Genomic DNA, 22,058 nt, shown 5'->3' on the forward strand with positions numbered 1-22,058 from the left:
GTGGCCACGCAGGCCCGCGCCACAACCAGCCCGGCCGCGGCGACGCCTGCGCGCGCGACCGTGGTCAGCAGCCCCTTCCGCCAGCCGCAGGCGGGCTCGCGCTCGACGATTACGACGCTGCCCGAAGCCAACACGCGGCCAGTCCAGCCCGTTGCCGCAAAGACCATGACAACCGCTGCCGTGGCACCGCCGCCCGCGGATGCCCAGGCGCGGCCAGCGCACGCGCCGGCCGCGCAGCCCGAATCGGCGGGCACGCGGGATACCGGCGTGCTGGAAACCGGGGAAGCCATCGCAGTACTCGCCGAGGAGCCGCAGACGGTAGCCGTGCTGACCCCCGAGGACGTCGCCATGCCGGTCTCCGGACTTGCCGCCACCGTGCCCGGCGAGATTCCCGAGCCCGCTAAACTGCTTGCGAACGCCGCGAGGCAAGGCGATGCGCCATCCGTGACGCTGGACGAGATCCGCCTGGAAGCCGAGGCGCTGATGGCGGAGCTGAAAGCACTGGCTGGTGGCCGTCGGCCGGCGTTGGCTGCCGTGCCGGCGCCGTCGCCGCAGGAGGCTGTGGCCGAGGCGCAGGCGGCATCCGCGCCATTGCCGGATGCCGCCATCGATGCCTCCGCCGAGGCGCCAATCGACGCGGTGAGCAATCCGGTGGCCACCGAAGCGGCCTTGGCCGCTGCCGAGGCACCGTCCAACGGGTTGCATGAAGCCTCCGCCGGAATCGTCACCGAGCCGGTTGCCGGGGATGCCGGACATGCTGTCGCTGTTGCTGAAGTGGATTCCCTGGCTTCAGTTGCGGTCCAGTCCGTGGCTGAAACCCAGGCGGAAGTTGCGGTCGAAGCCGAGCCGCAAACCGATACCGCAGCCGTGGTCGCAGTCCAGCCTGAAGCCGGAGCCGAGCCTGTAGCCGAAGTCCGGGCAGAAGCTGCTGTCGAAGCCGATCTGCAAACCGATACCGCAGCCGTGGTCGCAGTCCAGCCTGAAGCCGGAGCCGAGCCTGTAGCCGAAGCTCAGGCAGACCCTGCGGTCGAAGCCGAACCGCAAACCGATACCGCAGCCGTGGTCGCAGTCCAGCCTGAAGCCGGAGCCGAGCCTGTAGCCGAAGCTCAGGCAGAACCTGTGGTCGAAGCCGAGCCGCAAGCCGATGCCAATGCCGCTGCCGTGCTCGCAGTCCAGCCTGAAGGCGAAGCCGAAGCCGAAGCCGGAGCCGAAGCCGGAGCCGAGCCTGTAGCCGAAGCTCAGGCAGAACCTGCGGTCGAAGCCGAGCCGCAAGCCGATGCCGCGGCCGTGGTCGCAGTCCAGCCTGTAGCCGAAGCCGAGCCTGTAGCCGAAGCCCAGGCAGAAGTTGCGGTCGAAGCCGAGCCGCAGGCGGATGCCGCAGCCATGGTCGCAATCCAGCCTGAAGCCGGATCCGGGCCTGTAGCCGAAGCCCAGGCAGAGGTCGCGGTCGAAGCCGAGCCGCAAACCAGCGCCGCGGCCCAGCCCGAAGCCGATGCCACACTGGAAGAGATCGCCGATAGCGTTCTCGACGCCAACCTGCTGATCGAGCCCCGCGGCGAGGACAACGTCCCCGCTCCGGTGGCGGACGGCGCCACCGCCTCGGAGCCACCGCTATTGCCGGAAGCGGCCCCCGCCGCGCCAGCGCCCAAGCCGCGCATCGTACTGCAGGCCGTGGTCGGTAAAGTCGTCGCCCTTGACTCCGTGCAGGGCGCAGCGGCGGCAGCTCCCGTGGCAACGGCAATGCCGGCATCCCTGGCCATCGCCGTCACGCCGGCGCCCGCGCGCATCTCGGACTACCGCCTGCCGGACCTCGCCCTGCTGGAAGCCGCCACGGCCGATGTCGAGCAGGTTACCGAGGAACGCCTGCAGGAAACCGGCAACCTGATCGCGCAGCGTCTGGCGGAGTTCAAGGTGCCGGTCTCGGTGGTAGGCGCATCGGCCGGTCCGGTGATCACGCGCTTCGAGGTGGATCCCGCCATGGGCGTGCGCGGCGCGCAGGTGGTGGGGCTGATGAAGGACCTGGCGCGCGCGCTGGGCGTGACCTCGATCCGCGTGGTGGAAACCATCCCCGGCAAGACCTGCATGGGGCTGGAGCTGCCCAACGCGCGGCGGCAGATGATCCGCCTGTCGGAGATCGTGGCCGCGTCATCCTTCCTCGGACACAACTCGAACCTGGTGCTGGCGATGGGGAAGGACATCACCGGCAACCCGGTGGTGACCGATCTCGCGCGCGCGCCGCACTTGCTGGTGGCTGGCACCACCGGCTCGGGCAAGTCAGTGGCGGTCAATGCCATGATCCTGTCCCTGCTGTACAAGGCCACGCCGGACGATGTGCGGCTGATCATGATCGACCCCAAGATGCTGGAACTGTCGGTCTATGAGGGCATTCCCCACCTGCTCGCGCCGGTGGTGACCGATATGAAGCAGGCCGCGCACGCGCTCAACTGGTGCGTGGGCGAAATGGAGAAGCGCTATCGCCTGATGTCGGCGCTTGGCGTGCGCAACCTGGCCGGCTTCAACCAGAAGATCCGTGCCGCCGAGGCCGTGGGCGAGCACGTGTCCAATCCGTTCTCGCTGACGCCCGACGCGCCCGAGCCCCTGCGCACATTGCCGCTGATCGTGGTGGTGATCGACGAACTGGCCGACCTGATGATGGTGGCCGGCAAGAAGATCGAAGAGCTGATCGCGCGGCTGGCGCAGAAAGCGCGCGCGGCCGGCATCCACCTGATCCTGGCCACGCAGCGGCCGTCGGTGGATGTGATCACCGGCCTGATCAAGGCCAATATCCCGACCCGGGTGGCCTTCCAGGTTTCGTCCAAGATCGACTCGCGCACCATCCTCGACCAGATGGGCGCGGAAAGCCTGCTGGGGCAGGGCGACATGCTGTTCCTGCCGCCGGGTACCGGCTATCCGCAGCGCGTGCACGGCGCCTTTGTGGCCGACGACGAAGTGCACCGCGTGGTGGAGCACTGGAAGCAGTTCGGCGAGCCCGACTACGATGAAGCCATCCTGGCGGGCGACCCCGGCGAAGCCGCCGCCGCGGATCTGTTCGGCGAAGGCGGCGGCGACGTGGAAGCGGACCCGTTGTACGACGAAGCCGCCTCCTTCGTGCTCACCAGCCGCCGGGCCTCGATTTCGGCCGTGCAGCGCCAGTTGCGCATCGGCTATAACCGTGCTGCCCGGCTGATCGAGCAGATGGAAGTAGCCGGGCTGGTCTCGCCGATGGGCCGCAACGGCGCGCGCGATGTGCTCGCGCCGGGCTCGGGCGATTGAAGGCACGCAAGGCGCAACGTGCAAGGGGAGACAGCGATGGATTCCACGACCAGCCCGCCGCCTGTGCCGCAGGGCAACCTGCTGGCGCAGGTGCCGGTCGACCGCGCGGCCGAGCGCTTCGATGCCTTGCTGGAACGGCCCGGCCTCAGGATCGAACGGATCGTCTCGAACGGTCAGGCCAGTCCGCCGGATTTCTGGTACGACAGCGCGCAGGATGAATGGGTGTTGCTGCTGAGCGGCAGCGCGGGGCTGCATATCGACGGCGAAGCCGCGGCGCGCGCGCTTGCGCCCGGCGACTGGCTGCATCTGCCGGCGCATTGCCGGCATCGGGTGGCGTGGACCGATGCGGATCAGCCCACGGTCTGGCTCGCGGTGCATTGCGAGCCGGCGGGGCAAGGCTGAGAAGCCGGGCGCTTCGTCAAATGGAGCGCTGGCCGAAGCCAGCTGGTCTCATCGCCGCCCAGCCAGCCTGGGCCAACGCCGGCCCGAAACGCGGGCTCAGCCGCCCTCAACCGGAAATACCGGCTCTCCCAGATTCAGCATCAACCGGTTCGCCCACGCAAAAATCGCGATCGAGTGAATCAGGTCGAGGATCTCCGCATCGCTCACCCCCACCTCGCGCAACGCGCGCAGGCTATCGGCACTGACCGCATCCGGCCGTTCGGTCAGTTCGATGGAGAATTTCGAAATCGCCCGTTCGCGCGCGGTGGTGCCCGCCGAATGCGGGTCTTCGAAGACCTGCGTGATGACGTCGTTACGCTTGGCCAGTTGCTCGAAACGCTGCGCGTGCACCGACGCGCAGTACACGCAGCCATTCACCCGCGATACCACCGTACTGGCCAGTTCCCGCTCGGCGCGCGCCATGCCGCCCGGCGCGTACATGATGGCGTTGAAGGCGGTGGAACGCTGGCGCAGGATCTCGGGCTGGTGCACCAGGAACAGGTAGTAGTCCGAAACCTTGGCCTTGGGATGGCTTTCCTCCAGCACCGCGACCTGTTCGGGCGTGGCGCGGTCCACCTGGACCACATCCAGCCAGGCCTTCCAGTCGAGCACTTCGTTGGTGAAGCCCTGGATCTTGATCGGTGCGCTCATGCTGCGGCCTCCTCGGATTGCAGTGTCTTCAGGGCCTTCAGGGCCTTCAGGCCGGCCACCAGGCGCACCTGGTAGGAGAGGAATGCGATCAGCTGCGCAAGGGTCACTACGTCGGGCGTGGCCAGGCCAGCGGCGGGCAGCGTCTTGAGGGCGGCTTCGTCGCCGGCCACGGGGTTTTCGATCAGCGTGCGGGTAAAGGCGAGCATGGCGCGCAGGCGCGGATCGGCCAGCGACGCGGGATCGCCTTGCCCGGCGATGGCGACCAGCGCGGCGTCGGCGCCGGCCTCGCCGAGCCGTTCGCGATAATGCGCCGCCAGCTCCGGCGCCGGCGTCAGGCGCGCGGCGTACAGCGCCACCAGCAGGCGCTCGGTGAGCGCCAGGCCGGGCAGGGCGGGATCGAACAGGGCGTCGTAGCTGCCCTGCGTGGAGACGGCGACCTTGTCGCGCTGGTGGCGCAGCGCGTGGGTGGCGGAACCGGCGGCAAGGCCGGCCACGCGGTCCACCAGGTCAGCGGTGGCTGTGTTGGTTTGGGTCATGATGGGCTCTCTGTCTTGACTCAGGGGTTTAGTCGTTCGGTGACACTGGCACGGCCGGTGTGGCTGGCGACCGCGCGGGCCAGGAATTCGCGCACGCCGGTCCAGGATTCCTCATCCGCGATCGCGTTGGCCGCCGGCGTGCCGCCGGTGGTGCTGATCCGCCTGGAAACCGGGTGGGCATAGACCATCTGCGTGGTCGGCACATAGGGAAACAGGATGGCATGGCCGGCTTCTTCGAAATCCAGATGCTCGACGTTATGCGGATGCCCGACCTCGGCCAGCTTGTCCGCCACCATGCGCGAATACAGGCTGGAGGGCCACGAGCCATCGTCGGTGCCGGACAGCAGCATCACCGGTCCGCGGATGTCTTCCACGCGGATGCGGGCGCGCGCCACCGCGTCGGGATCCTGCAGCGCGGTCAGGATGGCGCGTTCATGCCGGTGCGGCGCCGGGCCTTCGTCGAAGGGCGCCCAGCTCGCGGTACGGTTGTTCTCCCACACATGCGGCAGCGGCTTGCCGTGGTGCAGCCAGGCCGGGCCTTCGCGGCCGATGGCCGGATCGGCGGCATTTTGCGCGCTGTGCACCACGGCGCCGGGCACATAGCCGATTACCGCGGAGACCAGCTCGGGGAAGGTCGCGCCCAGCAGCAGCACCAGCTCGCCGCCGCGGGACTGGCCTGACAGCGCGATGAAATCGCGCGCCGGCCGGACCCGCTCGCGAATCCAGCGCAGGCCGCGCTCGAAGTATTCCAGCGGCGTGCCGGAGATATAGTCGGACAGCCCGGGCGCCTTGAAGTACGCCAGGGCCAGCGCAGCGTAACCACGCGAGGCGTAGAGCGCGGCGCGCGGTTCGTTGATGCCGCCGCCCGACCCGTTGAGCACCATCACCGCCGGATGCGGGCCCGGGCCGGGCGGCAGGTAGAGCGTGCCGACCAGGCCGTCCTCGCGCACATCCGTGCGGGTCACGCCCGCGGCCGCCAGGCACTGCACCAGCTCGCCGCGCGTCTCGCACATCTTGCCGCCGCCGGTACGCACCGTGATCTCGGTGACGAGCGGACGGGTGGTGTCGGCATGGAATGGCTCCCGGCTGTCGCTGTCGACCGGGCGCTGCGACCAAAGCAGCCCCATCGGGCTGACGCCCGCGTAGCTGCCGGACGATGGCGCGTCGCGCTCCAGGTCGACCGTGCCGGCGGCGTCCGCCACGAACACCGCCTCGCTTGCCCAGGGAATCTCCCGGCCGCGCAGCGTGCGTGTGGCGATGGTGGCGATTTCGCCGGGGCACAGGCCCGACACGGTGATCCGGCGGGGAACGTCGATCAGGCCGTCGGCCGGCGTGATGGTAAGCAATGCCATATCCGCTCCGCCTTACTTGCCGTCGCGCGTGACCATCATCGCCGCGGTGCGGTCGCTGGTCATCGGCGCCACCTTCAGGCCCTTCCTGGCGGCCCAGATATTCTGGTAGTGGAACAGCGGCAGCACACCCACGTCGTCCGACACCAGCTTGACCGAGCGGCGCAGGATGGCCTCTCGTTTGGGCGCGTCGAACTCCGCGGTCGATTCGTCCAGCGCCTTGTCCACCGCCGGATTGCTGTAATGGCCCCAGTTGGAGGCGCCCAGGCCCTTCTTGGCATCCACGCTGGCCAGGACGTTGACCAGCGCATAGCTGGCCTCGCCGGTTCCGTTGCCCCAGGCCAGCATGCTGACCGCGTACTCGTTCTTGTTGGCGCGGCCTGCATAGACGGACCAGGGCACGACTTCCACCTGGGTCTTGACGCCGATACGGGTCCAGAACTGCGCCACGGCCTGCGCGGTCTCGGGGCCTTGCGGATAGCGGTCGTTAGGCGCGTGGATGGTCAGCTTGAAGCCATCCTTGAAGCCCGCCTCGGCCAGCAGCTTTTTGGCTTGCTCGGGATCGTAGGCGATGTCCTTGACTTCCGGGTTGTAGCCGAAGGTGTTCCTGGGCATCCACTGGCTGGCCACGCTGGCGGTGTTTTGCAGGATGCGGCCCACCACGGCCTGGCGGTTGATCGCCAGCGACAGCGCACGCCGCACGCGCACGTCCAGCAGCGGGTTCTTGTCCAGCGGCTTGCCCGCGTTGTCCGTGATGTACGGGCTGGGGCCGGGCTTGAAGCTCGGCTGCAGCAGCATGACTCGCAGGCCCGCATAGGGAAAGACGCTGACGTTGGGCGACTGCTTGAGCTTGGCCAGGTCGGACACCGAGACCTTGTCGATGACATCGACGTCGCCGGACAGCAGCGCGGCGGTGCGGGCCGGGCCGTTGTTGATATAGCGGTAGTTGACCTGCTGCCAGCCTGGCTTGCCGCCCCAGTAGCCGTCATTGCGCGCCATCATCACGCGGTCGCCCGGCGTGTAGGAGATGAACTTGTAGGGGCCCGTGCCGACCACGGCGCGGCCGCTGTTGTAATCCTCGGTGCTGGCCTTTTCACCCACATGCTTGCTGACGATATGGATCGAGGCCAGGTTCAGCGGCAGGTCCGGGTTCGGGATATTGGTCTTGATGACGAGCGTGTACGGGTCCTTGGCGGTCACCGATTCCACGGTGCGCAGATACCCCGAGAACGAAGCCACGCTGCCCGGCACATTGCGCGCGCGCTGGTAGGAGAAGATCACGTCCTCCGCGCCGAAAGGCTTGCCGTCCTGCCACTTCACGTCGCGGCGCAGCCTGAACTCCCAGGTCTTGTCGTCCAGCGGCTTCCAGGATTGCGCCAGCCCGGGCTGCAGCTTGTTGTCCTTGTTCTCGATCAGCAGGTCCCAGAAGTGCAGGTCCACGGAGCGGTCACCGGCGTGGTTGTTGAGCTGCGGGTCCAGCGAGGACAGCGGATCGGCGAAGCCGATCGACAGCGACTGGGCGGAGGCGGCACCGGCGCACAGCATGGCCGCGACGGTGGCGCTGATCGAGAGGGACAGCAGGCGTTTCATAAGCGGATTTCCTCGGGGCGATGGGAACAATGGAAATGCGTTGGCAGCAAGGCTGGCGCTAGCCGCCGTCGTTCAGGTGGCAGGCGCTGAAATGATTCACGGCGATACCGCGCAGGCGCGGCACCTCGGTCCGGCAGCGCGCCATGGCATGCGGGCAGCGCGGATGGAAATGGCAGCCCGGCGGCGGCGCCAGCGGGCTGGGAATCTCGCCCTTGATGGCGGTGAAGGTCTTGTGGCGCGAGTCCAGCCGCGGGATTTCGGCCAGCAGCGCCTGCGTGTACGGGTGACTGGCCTGGCGGAAGATCTCTTCCGTGGGTGCGCTCTCGACGACCCGGCCCAGGTACATGATGACCACGCGGTCCGACACATGCTCCACCACGCCAAGGTCGTGGCTGATAAACAGGTAGGTGAGGCCGAGTTGCTCGCGCAGGTCCATGAACAGGTTGAGCACCTGCGCCTGGATGGAAACGTCCAGCGCGGCGACGGCCTCGTCGCACACCAGCAGCTCCGGCTGCACGGCCAGCGCGCGGGCAATGCCGATGCGCTGGCGCTGGCCGCCGCTGAACTGGTGCGGGTAGCGCTGGCGCAGGGCCGGATCCAGCCCGGCGCGTTCAAGCTGCGCGCTGACATAGTCGTCGAAGCCGGCTGCGTCTACCAGGCCGTGCAGGCGCGCGCCCTCGCCGACGATGCGGTCCACGCGCAAGCGCGGGTTCAGGCTCGCGTAGGGATCCTGGAACACCATCTGGATCTTGAGCCGCAATGCACGGCGGGCGCTGGCATCAAGGCCTTCGACCGCTTGTCCGTCCACGCGAATCTCGCCTGCCGATGGCTGCAGCAGGCCGGCCACCATGCGGCCGAGCGTGGACTTGCCGCAGCCCGATTCGCCGACCAGTCCCACCACCTCGCCACGGCGGATCTGCAGATCGACGCCATCCACGGCGTGCGTGACCGGTGCCGGTTCCGACCAGCCCAGCCGCCGCAGCGCGCGGCCGAGATAGTCGAAGCGGCCGGATGCCTGCTCGCCGAAGCGCTTGGCAAGATGGCTGGCCTCGATCAGGGCGGGCAATGGCGGCGGCTCGCCGGCAGCGTGTTCAGTCGGCTTCATGCGAACTCCGCGGTGACGGCCGGCTGGCCCGGGTGGAAGCAGCGCACCTGGCGCAATGCGTCCGGCGAAGTGATTGCCGGTGCCTGCCGGCAGGCACCGGAGACACGCTGGCAGCGCGCCGCGAAGGCGCAGCCGGGCGGCATCGTCAGCAGGTTGGGCGTCATGCCCGGGATCTGGCGCAGCCGCTGGCCGCGCTTGTTCAGGCTCGGCAGGCTGCCGATCAGGCCGGCGGTGTAGGGGTGCAGCGGATGGTCCAGCACCGCATCGACCGGCCCTTGCTCGACGATGCGGCCGGCGTACATCACCGCCACCTCGTCGGCCAGGCCAGCCACGACGGACAGGTCGTGCGTGATCCAGATCAGCGCGGTACCGTGCTGGCGCGCCAGCTTTTGTACTTCGGACAGGATCTGCGCCTGGATGGTGACATCCAGCGCGGTGGTGGGCTCGTCGGCAATGATCAGGTCGGGCCGGTGGAGCATGGCGATGGCAATCGCCACGCGCTGGCGCATGCCGCCGGAAAGCTGGTGCGGGTAGGCGCGCAGGCGTTCCTCCGGGCTGGGGATGCCCATCATCCCCAGCGTGTCGCGCGCCAGTTCGCGCGCCTGCTTGTGGCTCGCGGCGCTATGGGCACGTACCGCCTCGATCATCTGCGCGTCCACCCGCATCACCGGGTTGAGCGTCATCATCGGGTCCTGGAAGATCATGGCGATGCGGTTGCCCTGCAACTGGCGCAGTTCGGCCGGCCGCATGCCGGTCAGCTCACGGCCCTGGAACAGGATCTCGCCGCCGACGATGCGCCCCGGCGCGTCCACCAGGCCCATGACGGAAAAGCCCGTCACGGACTTGCCGGAGCCGGATTCCCCCACCAGCCCGAGGATGCGGCCGCGCGGCACGGTGAAGGAGACGTCGTCCACCGCCGGCAGCACGCCGGCGCGGGTTTCGAAGTGCGTGCGCAGATGGCGGACTTCCAGCGTCGGCACGGTGTTGTCGCGGCTTGCCACCGTCATTTCTGCAATCTCGGGTTGAGCACGTCGCGCAGGCGGTCGCCCACCAGGTTGATGGCCACCACCGTGACCAGCAGCGCGATGCCGGGGAAGAAGCTGATCCAGTATTCGTCGGACAGCATGAACTGGTAGCCGTTGGCGATCAGCAGCCCAAGCGAGGGCTCCGTCACCGGCACGCCCAGGCCCAGGAAGGACAGCGTGGCCTCCAGCGTGATGGCGCGGGCCACTTGCAGCGAGCCGATCACGATCAGCGGCGGCAGGCAGTTCGGCAGGATATGGCCGATCACGATGCGCCAGTTGGAGATGCCCTGGCCGCGCGCCGCTTCCACGTATTCGCGGCGGCTCTCCACCAGCGCCTGGCCGCGCGCGGCGCGCGCATAGTAGGCCCACTCCAGGATCACCAGGGTCAGCACCACATTGAGCACGCCCTTGCCCAGGAAGGCCAGGATCATCATCGCCACCAGGATCGACGGGAAGGACAGCAGCAGGTCCACCGTGCGCATGATCACGCTGTCGACGCGGCCGCCGGCATAGGCGGCCAGCAAGCCGAGCAGGGTGCCGGCGATCCCGGCGATCAGCGCCGAACCCACGCCCACGGTCAGGCTGATGCGCAGGCCGTAGAGGATGCCGGAGAAGATATCGCGCCCCTGGCCGTCGGTGCCGAGCCAGTAGCTATAGGTGCCGGTGCCGCTCGCGGCGCCAGGCGCGAGGCGTGCGTCCATGACGTCGAGCTGCATCAGGTCGTAGGGATTCTGCGGCGTCACCAGCGGCGCGAAAATCGCCGCCAGCACCAGGATCGCCAGCAGCACCAGGCCGAATACGGCGGTACGCGAGGAAAAGAAGTCCGCCGCCACCCGGCGCCAGGGCGATTCGCGGCGCAGCGCCCGCGGATCGGCTTGCGCCGTGGAGGCGGCGTTGTCGATGGCGCTCATGCGGCAGCCTCCAGCCGCACGCGCGGGTCGAGCAGCTTGTACAGAACATCCACGATCAGGTTCAGCGTGACGAACAGGCACACCACCACGATCAGGTAGGAAACGATCACCGGCCGGTCCAGCGCGTTGATGCTGTCCAGGATCAGCTTGCCGGCGCCGGGCCAGGCGAAGATGTTCTCGGTCACGACCGCGAAGGCGATGGTTGAGCCGAACTCCAGTCCCAGCACCGTCACCAGCGGAATCATCGTATTGCGCAGCACATGGCCGAGGACCACGCGCTGCGGCGACAGGCCCTTGGCGCGGGCGAACCTGACCCAGTCCTGCGGCAGCACCTCGCGCACGCCGGCGCGCGTGAGCCGCAGCACCAGCGAGACCTTGAACAGCGACAGGTTGATGGCCGGCAGGATCAGGTGGCGCAGGCCGTCGGCGGTGAGCCACGACCACGGCACGCCCAGCCATTCAGCCGTGGCGCCGCGTCCGCCCGAGGGCAGCCAGCCAAGCCGCACGCTGAAGGCCATGATCAGCATCAGACCCACCCAGAACGTAGGCAGCGAGAAGCCGACGATGCTGCCGGTCATCAGCACGCGCGACAGCGGATGCTCCGGGTACAGGCCGGCGAACAGCCCGAGCGGCACGCCCACCAGCACGGCCAGCAACAGCGCCGCCACCGCCAGCTCCAGCGTGGCCGGCAGCCGCTGCAGGATGAGCTGGATGGCCGGTACGTTATAGACCAGGCTGTTGCCCAGGTCGCCGCGCAGGGCGCCGTGCAGGAAGGCCAGGTACTGGCGCCAGAGCGGCTGGTCCAGCCCCAGCCGCGCAATGATGCGCGCGCGCTCGACCTGGTCCACGTCCTGTCCGATCAGGATGTCGACAGGATTGCCGATCGCGTGCAGCCCGGCGAACACGATCACCGTCATCGCCAGCACGACCAGCAGCGACTGCGCCAGCCGGCGTGCCAGCCATCGGAGCGGCCAGCGGCTCATGATGCGTTTGCCGCGTCGGAAGGAATCGCCGGCGGCGGGCCGGCCGGCACCCACTCGTCCCCGAAGACCTCAGGTTCGGCGAAGGCTTCCATATTGGCGTAGTGCAGGGCCACGTCCTCCTGGTAGAGCAGGGCTGCGATGCCCTGGCCCAGGCGCCTGGCGCCGTCGCTGATGGCGGGAATATCGCCCGAGACCGTGCCATGCGACAACGCTGCCGGATAGCAGAAGCAGTGGATGCGCGACAGGCCCGGGCACGCGTCCGGCGTCTTCTCGAGGAATTCGAAGGCCGGGCCAAGGTCAGGAGAATCCGACAGTTCCTGGTCTTCCTGTCCCTCCCGCGGCGAGTAGCGGTCGCGCCAGTAGCGGATCTGGCCGGCAAAGGCGGCGAATTCCTCGCGCGTTTCCAGCGCGATGCGGAAGCCGGTCGAGACAATCAGGAAATCCAGCTCGAAGGCCCCCTTCGGCGTATGCGCCAGCAGCGCGCCGCCGGACTGCTCGATGCGCTCGATCGGGCAGCCCAGGTTGAAGCGCGCGTTCTCATGCTGTGACACCCGCAGCGTGCTGCCGCGCGGCGGCGGTACCTGCTGCTCGTTGATGTAATGGCGGATGCGCCATTTCCAGTCGTCCGGCAGGCCGGAGTGGCCGTGCGTGAGGCCGGGGTTGCCTGCGCCCTTGCCCTTGTTGATACGCGGGATATCGGCGCGGCGGATCAGCAGGTCGACGCTGGCGGCGCCCGCTTCCAGCGCGGTAGCGGCGCTGTCCATGGCGGAGGCGCCGGCGCCGACCACGCCCACGCGCTTGCCGCGCAGGGTGCCGTAGTCGAACACATCGCTCGAATGCACCCAGCGCTCGCGCGGCAAGGTCTGGACAAAGGGCGGCACATGCGCGCCGCCCAGGCCGTCGCGGCCGGTGGCCAGCACCACGCGGCGCGCCAGCACGGTCTGCGCGCCGGCGGGCGAGCGGATTTCCAGCGCCACCAGGCCATCGGGGCGCGGCAGCACCCGCTCGACCACGTGGTCGTTGCGCACGTCCAGTTCCAGCACCTGGCGATACCAGCGCAGGTAATCCATCCACTGCAGGCGCGGGATCTTGTCCAGCGCGTCCCAGGCGGCGGTACCGAACTGGGCCTCGAACCAGGCGCGGAAGGTCAGGGCGGGCAGGCCCAGCGCCGGGCCGGTCAGTTGCTTCGGCGAGCGCAGCGTCTCCATGCGCGCCGTGGTGGCCCAGGGGCCCTCGAAGCCGGCCGGGGAGCGGTCGAAAATCCGCGCGTTGATGCCCAGGTGCTTGATCGTAGCTGCTGCCGCCATGCCGGCCATGCCGCCGCCGATCACCGCAACATCCAGCACCGGCTCGCCATCGTGCGTGCGCGCCACGGTCCAGTTCCTGGCGGGCAGTTCCAGCCAGGACAGGTCCTGGCGCAAGCGCGCTTCCAGCGCGGCGAGGCCTTCCGCGGCGGTGGCGGCGGTGGCAGCGGATATGGCCGGGATGGCTTCGGCAGGCAAGTTCATAGGTCGATGTGTTCGGTGTCGTGGGAGGCGCCGTTGGCGGCCTCGGTGGCCGCGGCGTCGCCATAAAGCGCTTGCAGCAGCGCGCCGTGCTGTTCCGGGCCGCGCTGGGTGAAATCGGGCAGCAAGTGGCGTGCCGCGGTGGCCAGCGAGTCGATCAGCGCCAGCACGGCGGCGCTGGCGGGCCTGGTCTGGGGGGTGATCACGCCAAAGTAGAAAGGAATATCGGCATCGATCGGGCGTACCACGATATCGGCCAGCGGCACGCCGCGCGCTGTCACCGGCTCCAGCACTGCGATCCCCAGTCCGGCACGTACGGCGGTGAGCGCATTGAGCGAGGAATTGGTGTCGATTAGCGCGGCCGGTTCCACCCCGGCACGGGCAAACGCTTCGTCCAGGCGGCGGCGCAGCCGGTAAGGGTTCTGCATGGTGACGATACGCCGCCCGCTGCAGGCCGAGAGCGGGATGGTGGCCAGCGCCGCCAGCGGATCGTCGGCACGTACCGCTGCCACGCAGGCCGCCTGCCCGATCCAGTGCACGGTGACGCCGCGATGCTCCAGGGGCAGGCTGGTCAGGCCGATCTCGGCCGCGCCGGTCAGCACCGAGTGCACGACTTTTTCCGGGGAGGCGCTGTTGATATGGATGTGGCTGGCGGTGCCGGTGCCCGCGGTGGCATGGTCCGGCCGGTTGCCGGCCAGCGCCAGGGGCAACAGGCCCGCCGCCAGGGCCGGCGTGGCGGCGATCTGCAGCGAGCGGTTTTCCTCGCGGGCAATTTCAGCGGCACGGGCCCGGATCTGCTGCAAGCCGACCAGCGCGTGCTCCACCTCCTCGTACAGCAGGAAGCCCCGCTCGGTGGGGCTGACGCGCGGCCCGCTGCGGGCGAACAGCGCAAAGCCGATCTCGCTCTCCAGTTCCTGGATCAGGCGTGTGATCGCCGGCTGGGAACGGCCCAGCAAGCGCCCCGCGGCGGTGACGCTGCCGCTGGTCATGACTGCCGCGAAGGCTTCCAGTTGCCGGATTTCCATGGGGGCGAGATGTCGTCGATGCTATGTATGTGTTTTATGGATTCTCGCCCCGCCAGCATTCGGATTGCAAATACTATTTTCATATGTGCTCATGCGGTTGCATGGGGGAAGCGGAGCGGCTGGCGCGCCGTCGCCCCGGCACGGCGGGACGGGGGTCGATGCCGGCAAGCGGTGCGCAACCGGGCGGTATGCCCTGCGCCGTGCCAGGCACGTATGATGGGAACCATGTCGGCACGGGAGGCCACGGGGCCTGCCTGGCGATGCAACAGGAGAGCGCATCATTTGAATCCCCTTCAAAGCTGCACGCGGGGCGCCACGCATGGCGATCGGTTCGGGCTTCCGGGAACCATGGCGGTGCTCGGCCATGCGCTGGCCGGGCTAGCGCTGCTCGCCGCGGCTGCCACGGTGTGCGCCGACACGCTCCGGGTCGGCTCAAAGCGCTTTACCGAGTCTTATATCCTCGGGGAAATCCTTACCCAGACGGCTGCGGTCCAGGTCAGTGCCCAACACACGCCCGGCCTTGGCAACACGGCCATCGTGTTCGAAGCCCTCAAGGCGGGCAGCATTGACCTGTATCCGGACTACACCGGCACCGTTTCCAGCGAAATCCTCAAGCTGCCCCCCGGCGCCAGCCTGGAACAGATCAACCGGGCGCTGGCGCCGTTTGACCTGGCGGCTGGCATTCCACTCGGGTTCGAGAACACCTACGCACTGGCGGTGAGCGAGGGCAAGGCGCGCCAGCTTGGCCTGGCGGCGCTGGAAGACCTGGCCGCGCAGCCGCAACTGCGCCTGGGGTTGTCGCATGAATTTCTCGGCCGGGCCGATGGCTGGCTCGGGCTGGCGCAACGCTATGGCCTGCGCCAGCGCCCCATGGGGCTGGATCACGGCGTTGCCTACGAAGCCCTGGCCAACGGGCAGGTCGATGGCATCGACATCTACTCCACCGACGCCAAGATTCGCAAATACGGGCTGCGCGTGCTGACCGACGACCGGCACTACTTCCCGCGCTATGACGCCGTGGTGCTGTACCGGCGCGACCTGCCGCAGCGCTTTCCGGCGGCCTGGCAGGCCTTGATTCGCCTGGAGGGCAAGATACACGCGCAAGACATGATCGCGATGAACGCGGCGGCTGAACTGGATGGGCAATCCTTCGCCACGGTAGCGCATGCCTTCCTGGCGAATGGCGGCGCCGCGGCGACTACCGCCGAAGCGGGAACCCGGCCAGGCGCCCGCGCCGGACTCGCAGCCACCTTGTTCGGCCGCGATACCTTGCGCCTGACCTGGCGGCACCTGGCCCTGGTGCTTGGCGCCGTGGGCGCCGCCACCGTGCTGGGTGTGCCGCTGGCCATCGTGGCCGCGCGCCGTCCCCGGCTGGGCCAGGCCTTGATGGCGGCGGTGAGCGTGCTGCAGACGGTGCCCTCGCTGGCCTTGCTGGCCCTGCTGATTCCGCTGCTGGGGCGTATTGGCATATGGCCCGCCATGGTGGCGCTGTTCCTCTATGCGCTGCTGCCGATCGTGCGCAATACGCTGACGGGGCTGCAGCAAGTGCCCAAGGGGATGTGCGAGGCGGCGCGCGCCCTGGGTTTCAGGCCTGGCCAGGTGCTGCGCTACGTAGAGCTCCCGCTATCGATGCCGGTGCTGCTGGCCGGTATCAAGACAGCAGCCATCATCAGCGTGGGCACAGCCACCATAGCCGCCTTCGTCGGCGCGGGCGGCTACGGGGAACGCATCGCGACCGGGCTCGCGCTGAATGATCACGTCCTGCTGATGGCGGGCGCCATACCGTCCGCGGTGCTTGCGCTCCTTGTGCAGGCGGGATTCGAACTTGGGGAATGGTACCTGGGCAGGCATGCCCGGGGCGGGACAGCCGCCTGAGCGGGCGGGCCCCTGCCTGCTCATGATTGCGCCTTCGCCAGCTCGCCCAGTCTGGCCACGGCCGCTTCCACGGCGTCGCTCCAAAGGTGGCCGTAGTTCAGGCGGATGCAATTGCGATAGCCTTGCCGCGCCGAGAAGATCGGGCCCGGCGCAATGCCAATGCCATGCTCGAGCGCGGCGCGATGCAGGGCCAGCGCATCGAAGCCCTCGGCAAACTCCACCCACAGGAAATACCCGCCCGCGGGCTGCGAGACGCGCACCGACTCGGGGAAATGCCGGCCAATGGCGGCGATCAGCTGGCCCTGCTGCATCTCCAGCAGATGGCGCAGGCGCCTCAGGTGCTTGTCGTAGCCGCCGTTCTGCAGGTATTCCGCCAGCGCCACCTGCGTCGGCACGCCCGCCGACAGCGTGGTCATCAGCCGCAGCCGCTGGATCGCTTCGCCGAACCGCCCGGGCGCCACCCAGCCCACCCGGAAGCCCGGCGCCAGCGTCTTGGAGAACGAGCTGCAATGCATGACCAGGCCCTCCTGGTCGAAGGCCTTGGCGGGCAGCGGGCAGCGGTTGCCGAAGTACAGCTCGCCGTACACGTCGTCCTCGATCAGCGGTACGCGGTGGCGGGCCAGCAAGGCCACCAACTGCTGCTTCCTGCCCTCGGACATGCTGGCGCCCAGCGGGTTCTGGAACTGCGTCATGAACCAGCAAGCCTTGATCGGGTGGCGCTTCAGGGCGGCATCCAGCGCGTCCAGGTCGATGCCTTCGCGCGGATCCACCGGGATCTCCACGGCCCGCAGACGTAGCCGCTCCAGCGCCTGCAGGGCGGCATAGAAGCCGGGCGACTCGATGGCCACCACATCGCCGGGCTGGGTCACGGCCATCAGGCACAGGTTGAGTGCTTCGAGCGCGCCGTTGGTGACGATGATTTCCTCGGTGGGTTGCGGGGCTCCCGCGCCAAGGTAGCGCAAGCCGATCTGCTGGCGCAGGGCCAGATGCCCGGCCGGCATGTCGTTCACGGAATACCAGGGATCGAGTTCGCGCCCGGCGCGGGCCAGCGACTTGCCCAGGCGCTCCCAGGGAAACAGCTCGGGCGAAGGGAAGGCCGAGCCGAGCTGGACAAGCTGAGGATCGCGCGCGGCATCGAGCACGGAGAACACCAGCTTGGAGATATCGACGTCGGTCGAGACCTGGTGCGAGCGGCGCACCGCCGGCTGTGGCAGCGGCCGCCCCACCGGTCCCGTCACGTAGTAGCCGGAGCGCTCGCGCGCCCGTACCAGCCCGCGCTCCTCCAGCCGGTAGTACGCCTGGAACGCGGTGGAAGGGCTCACGCCATACTGCGCCACCGTCTTGCGGATCGACGGCATCTTGGTGCCGGGCGGCAGGTTGCCGCTGCGGATGTCCTTGGCCAGCGTTTCCGCCAGCTCTTCGTAGCGCTTCATGGGGCAGGGGGCAGGGGTCTACAAATGCCTGATCGTCAAACTGATACGCAAAATTATCGCAGATCTGATTCTGTTATTACTTGCCAGCCACGGCCATAATGCCCCGTAACTAGTAAAAGCCATGTCGTTGCACGGTCGGCAGCCCCCCGGACGTACGGTCATGCGATATGTGGCAAGCATGCAAGGAAGACGGAATGAACCCCTTGAGATTGGTGATTACGGTGTTGTGGGGATTTTTTGGCCTGCGCAAGGGCCAGGAACATATGCGCGACTTGCAGGCGGTGCGGCCGGTGCCGCTGATCCTGACCGGCGTGGCGCTGGCGGCGGGCCTCGTGCTGCTGCTTGTGTCGCTGGCGCACTGGGCGGTGACCCACGCCTGAAGCGCGGGCGCGCCAGTTCATCCCGCATCCGCAGGGCCGCCCAGGTCTGCAACCATGATGCGCAGCCCGCCGCGTGCGGGCTGCGCACGCTTGCCGCACGGAACGCCATCGCGGCGCTTAAAACGACAATCAGCCCCATGAGTCTTGCCACGAGGCGGTTCTCCGCTACCGCCGCCGCCGCTGTCGCCGGCACCATTTCCGCTTTCGCGCGCAGGCCCTTGCTCGGCGCTGCCGCCGCCTTCGCCGCCTTGCTGCTGGCGCCATGCCTCGCGGCTGCGGCGGACGCCCCCGGCGCGGCGCAGATCGAGCGTGGCCGCTACCTGGCCAAGGTGGCCAACTGCGCCGCCTGCCACACCAGCCCCGGCGGTGCGCCCTTTGCCGGCGGATTGCCGTTGAAGACCGGCGTGGGCACCGTCTATTCCACCAACATTACGCCGGATGCCGAGAGCGGCATCGGCGCCTACACGTTCGAGGAGTTCGACCGCGCGCTGCGCGAGGGCGTGGCGAAACACGGCAAGCGGCTTTATCCCGCCATGCCTTACCCGTCGTATGCCCGCCTCGCCGAACCGGACGTGCAGGCGCTCTATGCCTACTTGCGCACCGAAGTAAAAGCCGTGCGGCAGGAAACCGCCGAACCCGAGATGCGCTGGCCGTTCGGCATGCGCTGGCTGCTGCGCGTCTGGAACTGGCTGTTCCTCGAAACCGGGCCGGCGCGCAACGATGCCAGCCAGAGCGCGGCGTGGAATCGCGGCGCCTACCTGGTACAAGCGGTGGCCCACTGCGGCGCCTGCCATACGCCGCGCGGCGCGCTGATGGCCGAGAAGGGGCTGGATGAACGCAGCCGGCATTTCCTGGCCGGCGCCAGCGTGGAAGGCTGGGCTTCCACCAACCTGCGGGGCGACCCGCGTACGGGGCTGGGCAGCTGGTCGCGCGAAGACATTGCCGAATACCTGCACACCGGGCGCAATGCGCATGCGACTTCGTTCGGGCCGATGTCCGAGGTGATCGCATCGTCCACGCAGTTCATGAGCCGCCCGGATCTGGATGCCGTTGCCGTGTATCTCAAGTCGGTGCCCGGCGCGCGCAGCGACGAGACACCCTACGTCTATGAGGCCGGCACCGCCGACATGCTCGCGCAGGGCCGCTTCGACGCCACCGGCGCGCGCCAGTACGCCGAATTCTGCATGCCTTGCCATGGCGCCAACGGCAAGGGCTTTGCCCGCGTCTTCCCGCCATTGGCGGGCAATCCGACCGTGGTGGATCCTGATCCGTCCTCGCTGGCCAACCTGCTGCTCGACGGCGCCGTGACCGCGCACGTGGGCACGGCGGCCACCGATTACCACATGCCCGGCTATGGCTGGACGCTGGACAACCAGGAGCTGGCGAACGTGCTGACCTTTATCCGCACCGGCTGGGGCAATCGCGCCAGCCCTGTAGCGGAAGGGGCGGTAGCCGCGCGCCGCGCCGAACTGGACCGTCGGCGCGACACCGCTGAGCGCCGTTGAGCCCGCGCCACCCAAATCAAGCGAACGATATTGCCATGACCATCACGCGCAGAGACTTTCTCAACGGCGCCGCACTTACCATCGCCGCGGGGCTGGCGCCGTCCCAGCTATTGCAGGCCGCTGAACGCAGCGCCGGCTATCCCCCGGCGCTGACCGGGCTGCGCGGCAACCATGCGGGCACCTACACGCTTGCGCACAGCCTGGCCCGCGAAGGCGCCAAATACCCTGCCGTGATGGCGCGCGAAGTCTTCGACCTGGTGGTGGTGGGCGGTGGCCTCAGCGGGCTGGCGGCGGCGTGGTTCTACCAGCGCCGCTTCGGCGCCGGCAAACGCATCCTGATCCTCGACAACCACGACGATTTCGGTGGCCATGCCAAGCGCAACGAGTTCACTGTACGCGGACAGAAACTGGTGACGTACGGCGGCAGCGCCGAGATGCCGCCGACCGCGCTCGACAGCCGCGCCGTAGCCACGCTGCTGGCCGGGCTCGGCGTGGATCCCAAGCGCCATCAGGCCGCCGAACGCGACCTGTATCGCGAGCTGGGCATGGGACGCTCGGTCTTCTTCGACGCGGAACACTTTGGCCGTGACCAGTTGCTTGCCGGCGATCCGTTTGCCAGCCTGATCGATGCCCGCAATACCGGGGCGCAGCCGGCCAGTGCCGCGGCTTTCAAAGCCTTCCTGGACAAGACGCCGCTGCCGCAGCAGGACCGCGACGCGCTGGCGCGCCTGGCCGATGGCGGCACGGATTACCTGGCGGGCATGGGCGAGGGCGAGCGGCTGGCTTACCTGAAGCGCACCAGTTACGCGGCTTTCCTGCGCGACAAGGCCGGCGTGGGTCTCGACGGCCAGCGCTTTTTCCGCAGCCGCAGCAACGATGCCTATGCCCTGGACGCCGACGGCGTATCGCTGTTCGATGCGCTGGCCATCGGCCTGCCGGGCGGCAAGAACGTGCCGCAGCCCAGCCTCAATCCACGCCTTGGCAAGTCGCCCGCATCGAAGCTCTGGTTTGCCGATGGCAATGCCACGCTGGCGCGGCTGCTGGTGCGGAACATGATCCCGGGCGTGACGAAGAGCGGCAGCCCCGATGACATCGGCGCGGCCGGTTTCGACTACAGCCGGCTCGATACCGACGATTCCAAGGTACGGGTACGCCTGAACAGCACGGCCATCGCCATAGAGCCGGACCAGCGCATCACGCGCGTGACCTATGGCTGGAGCGGCAACCTGCACCGGGTCGAAGCCGCGCACGTGGTGCTGGCCGGCTACAACATGATGATCCCGTTCATCATGCCCGGCCTGCCGGCGCCCCAAAAGCAGGCCCTGCGCTCCGACGTGAAGGCCCCGGTGGTCTACACCAAGGTGGCGCTGGACAACTGGCGCGCCTTCGAGGCGCTCAAGACCAGCCGCATCCATGCGCCGGCCATGGCCTACACCGACCTGTGGCTGGAGAAGCCGGCCGGCGCGCGCCCGGCCGATCCTGTGGTGCTGCACATGCTCTATGTGCCCACCGTGCCGGACAGCGGCATGCAGGCGCGCGAACGCTTCCGCGCCGGGCGGGCTTTCCTGCTTGGTACGCCGTTCGGTGAACTGGAGAAGGGTATCCGCAGCCAGCTCGACCGTATGCTGGCGCCCGGCGGCTTCGCCGGCAAGGATGTGATTCGCGGCATTACCGTCAACCGCTGGGCGCACGGCTACAGCTATATGCCCAACAGCCTGTTCGAGGAGGAGGCGGCAGCGCAGGCCGTGCTGGATCGCTCGCGCGCCAGCGCGGGCAATGTGGTGATCGCTAACAGCGACAGCGCGGGCAGCCCTTCGCTGACAGCCGCCATCGACCAGGCGTGGAAGGCGGTCGGGGAGCTGGCGGGCTGATTTCGGGCCTGGGAGGGTCGCTCAGCGCCGGGCGTCGCGCGCGGCGAGGTAGTCGCGCTGGAAGGCGCACATGCGCAAGGCATTGTGATAGGCGCCATAGCTGAAGAACTCTTCCAGCAGTTCGCCCTCGCGCTGGAAGCCGCATTTCTCGTAGATATGGATCGCCTTGGCGTTCTGCACGTCCACGATCAGGAAAAGCTTGTGCAGGTTCAGCACCATGAAGGCGTAGTCCATGGCGAGCCGGGTGGCCGTGCCGGCGTAGCCGCGGCCCTGGCTGGGCGGCGCCCCCCNNNCCACGATGATCTGGAACTCGCCGCGCCGGTGGATATGGTTCAGCTCCATCAACTCGACCAGCCCAACGGCTTCGCCATCCAGGTTCTCGCAGACGAAGCGGCGCTCGCGCTGGTCGTGCACATGGCGGTCATAGAGCTGAGTCAGCTCGGCGAAGGTTTCGTAGGGTTCCTCGAACCAGTAACGCATGATCTTCGCGTCGTTGTTCAGGCTGTGTACGAAATGCAGGTGGCTGCGCTCCAGCGGGCGCAGGATCAGGTTTGGGCCGGTTTCGGTCACCATGGGCGGACCTTTCTTGATTGTTATCTT

The 22,058-nt window shown here is 68.3% G+C and carries 16 protein-coding genes and 2 pseudogenes; 6 read left to right on the forward strand and 12 right to left on the reverse strand.

Annotation, left to right across the window (positions count from 1 at the left end):
- Nucleotides 1-165 precede the first annotated feature (165 nt).
- Nucleotides 166-3,273: a DNA translocase FtsK gene (locus tag CF70_RS03285; RefSeq protein WP_081862004.1), complete on the forward strand. Its 3,108-nt coding sequence runs from the start codon at nucleotides 166-168 to the stop codon at nucleotides 3,271-3,273.
- 36 nt (nucleotides 3,274-3,309) lie between these two features.
- Nucleotides 3,310-3,675, forward strand: a complete 366-nt coding sequence (locus tag CF70_RS03290) for a cupin domain-containing protein (protein WP_051648007.1) — start codon at nucleotides 3,310-3,312, stop codon at nucleotides 3,673-3,675.
- 96 nt (nucleotides 3,676-3,771) lie between these two features.
- On the opposite strand, the pseudogene CF70_RS38850 reads toward CF70_RS03290, so the two are convergent.
- The 9 genes and pseudogenes from CF70_RS38850 to CF70_RS03340 all read right to left on the reverse strand — a co-directional run bounded on the left by CF70_RS38850 (nucleotide 3,772) and on the right by CF70_RS03340 (nucleotide 14,394).
- Nucleotides 3,772-4,901, reverse strand: a pseudogene (locus CF70_RS38850) (CMD domain protein).
- Nucleotides 4,902-4,921: 20 nt separating this feature from the next.
- Nucleotides 4,922-6,253 (reverse strand): acyl-CoA thioesterase/bile acid-CoA:amino acid N-acyltransferase family protein, encoded by a 1,332-nt coding sequence (locus CF70_RS03305; protein ID WP_035860318.1) that lies wholly within the window; start codon nucleotides 6,251-6,253, stop codon nucleotides 4,922-4,924.
- Nucleotides 6,254-6,265: 12 nt separating this feature from the next.
- Nucleotides 6,266-7,840: an ABC transporter substrate-binding protein gene (locus CF70_RS03310; RefSeq protein ID WP_035860320.1), complete on the reverse strand. Its 1,575-nt coding sequence runs from the start codon at nucleotides 7,838-7,840 to the stop codon at nucleotides 6,266-6,268.
- Between the two features lie 58 nt (nucleotides 7,841-7,898).
- Nucleotides 7,899-8,945 carry an ABC transporter ATP-binding protein gene (locus tag CF70_RS03315; RefSeq protein ID WP_051648008.1) on the reverse strand — a complete coding sequence of 349 codons (1,047 nt, stop codon included), beginning with the start codon at nucleotides 8,943-8,945 and terminating at the stop codon, nucleotides 7,899-7,901.
- Nucleotides 8,942-9,952, reverse strand: a complete 1,011-nt coding sequence (locus tag CF70_RS03320) for an ABC transporter ATP-binding protein (RefSeq protein ID WP_035860323.1) — start codon at nucleotides 9,950-9,952, stop codon at nucleotides 8,942-8,944. Before CF70_RS03320 ends, CF70_RS03315 begins: the two co-directional genes overlap by 4 nt.
- Nucleotides 9,949-10,881, reverse strand: coding sequence for an ABC transporter permease (locus tag CF70_RS03325; protein ID WP_051648009.1), 933 nt, complete (start codon nucleotides 10,879-10,881; stop codon nucleotides 9,949-9,951). The genes CF70_RS03320 and CF70_RS03325 overlap by 4 nt, the downstream gene beginning before the upstream one ends.
- Nucleotides 10,878-11,864 carry an ABC transporter permease gene (locus tag CF70_RS03330; RefSeq protein ID WP_035860377.1) on the reverse strand — a complete coding sequence of 329 codons (987 nt, stop codon included), beginning with the start codon at nucleotides 11,862-11,864 and terminating at the stop codon, nucleotides 10,878-10,880. The genes CF70_RS03325 and CF70_RS03330 overlap by 4 nt, the downstream gene beginning before the upstream one ends.
- The gene (locus CF70_RS03335; protein WP_051648010.1) at nucleotides 11,861-13,372 is read right to left on the reverse strand and encodes a flavin-containing monooxygenase; all 1,512 of its coding nucleotides are present in this window, start codon (nucleotides 13,370-13,372) and stop codon (nucleotides 11,861-11,863) included. Before CF70_RS03335 ends, CF70_RS03330 begins: the two co-directional genes overlap by 4 nt.
- Nucleotides 13,369-14,394, reverse strand: a complete 1,026-nt coding sequence (locus CF70_RS03340) for a LysR family transcriptional regulator (RefSeq protein WP_035860325.1) — start codon at nucleotides 14,392-14,394, stop codon at nucleotides 13,369-13,371. The genes CF70_RS03335 and CF70_RS03340 overlap by 4 nt, the downstream gene beginning before the upstream one ends.
- 348 nt (nucleotides 14,395-14,742) lie before the next feature.
- Between CF70_RS03340 and CF70_RS03345 the strand changes: the two genes are divergently transcribed.
- Nucleotides 14,743-16,269, forward strand: a complete 1,527-nt coding sequence (locus CF70_RS03345) for a glycine betaine ABC transporter substrate-binding protein (protein WP_051648011.1) — start codon at nucleotides 14,743-14,745, stop codon at nucleotides 16,267-16,269.
- A 20-nt stretch (nucleotides 16,270-16,289) separates the two neighbouring features.
- On the opposite strand, the gene CF70_RS03350 is transcribed toward CF70_RS03345, so the two are convergent.
- The gene (locus tag CF70_RS03350; RefSeq protein ID WP_035860328.1) at nucleotides 16,290-17,702 is read right to left on the reverse strand and encodes a PLP-dependent aminotransferase family protein; all 1,413 of its coding nucleotides are present in this window, start codon (nucleotides 17,700-17,702) and stop codon (nucleotides 16,290-16,292) included.
- Between the two features lie 194 nt (nucleotides 17,703-17,896).
- Between CF70_RS03350 and CF70_RS03355 the strand changes: the two genes are divergently transcribed.
- From CF70_RS03355 to CF70_RS03365, 3 genes are all read left to right on the forward strand, one after another.
- Nucleotides 17,897-18,082, forward strand: a complete 186-nt coding sequence (locus tag CF70_RS03355) for a DUF2970 domain-containing protein (RefSeq protein ID WP_035860331.1) — start codon at nucleotides 17,897-17,899, stop codon at nucleotides 18,080-18,082.
- A 137-nt stretch (nucleotides 18,083-18,219) separates the two neighbouring features.
- Entirely contained in the window at nucleotides 18,220-19,587 is a 1,368-nt protein-coding gene (locus CF70_RS03360) for a cytochrome c (RefSeq protein WP_081862001.1), read from the forward strand.
- Between the two features lie 35 nt (nucleotides 19,588-19,622).
- Nucleotides 19,623-21,458, forward strand: coding sequence for an NAD(P)/FAD-dependent oxidoreductase (locus CF70_RS03365; RefSeq protein WP_035860334.1), 1,836 nt, complete (start codon nucleotides 19,623-19,625; stop codon nucleotides 21,456-21,458).
- Between the two features lie 21 nt (nucleotides 21,459-21,479).
- On the opposite strand, the gene CF70_RS37275 is transcribed toward CF70_RS03365, so the two are convergent.
- A partial coding sequence (locus CF70_RS37275) for a GNAT family N-acetyltransferase (protein WP_235184865.1) occupies nucleotides 21,480-21,748 on the reverse strand: 269 nt, incomplete at its 5' end.
- Nucleotides 21,749-21,751: 3 nt separating this feature from the next.
- Nucleotides 21,752-22,031 (reverse strand): annotated as a pseudogene (locus tag CF70_RS37280) (GNAT family N-acetyltransferase); the annotation flags it as partial.
- Nucleotides 22,032-22,058: the final 27 nt, after the last annotated feature.

Origin of the sequence: Cupriavidus sp. SK-3 (assembly GCF_000611145.1) — a bacterium.
Classification (GTDB): domain Bacteria; phylum Pseudomonadota; class Gammaproteobacteria; order Burkholderiales; family Burkholderiaceae; genus Cupriavidus.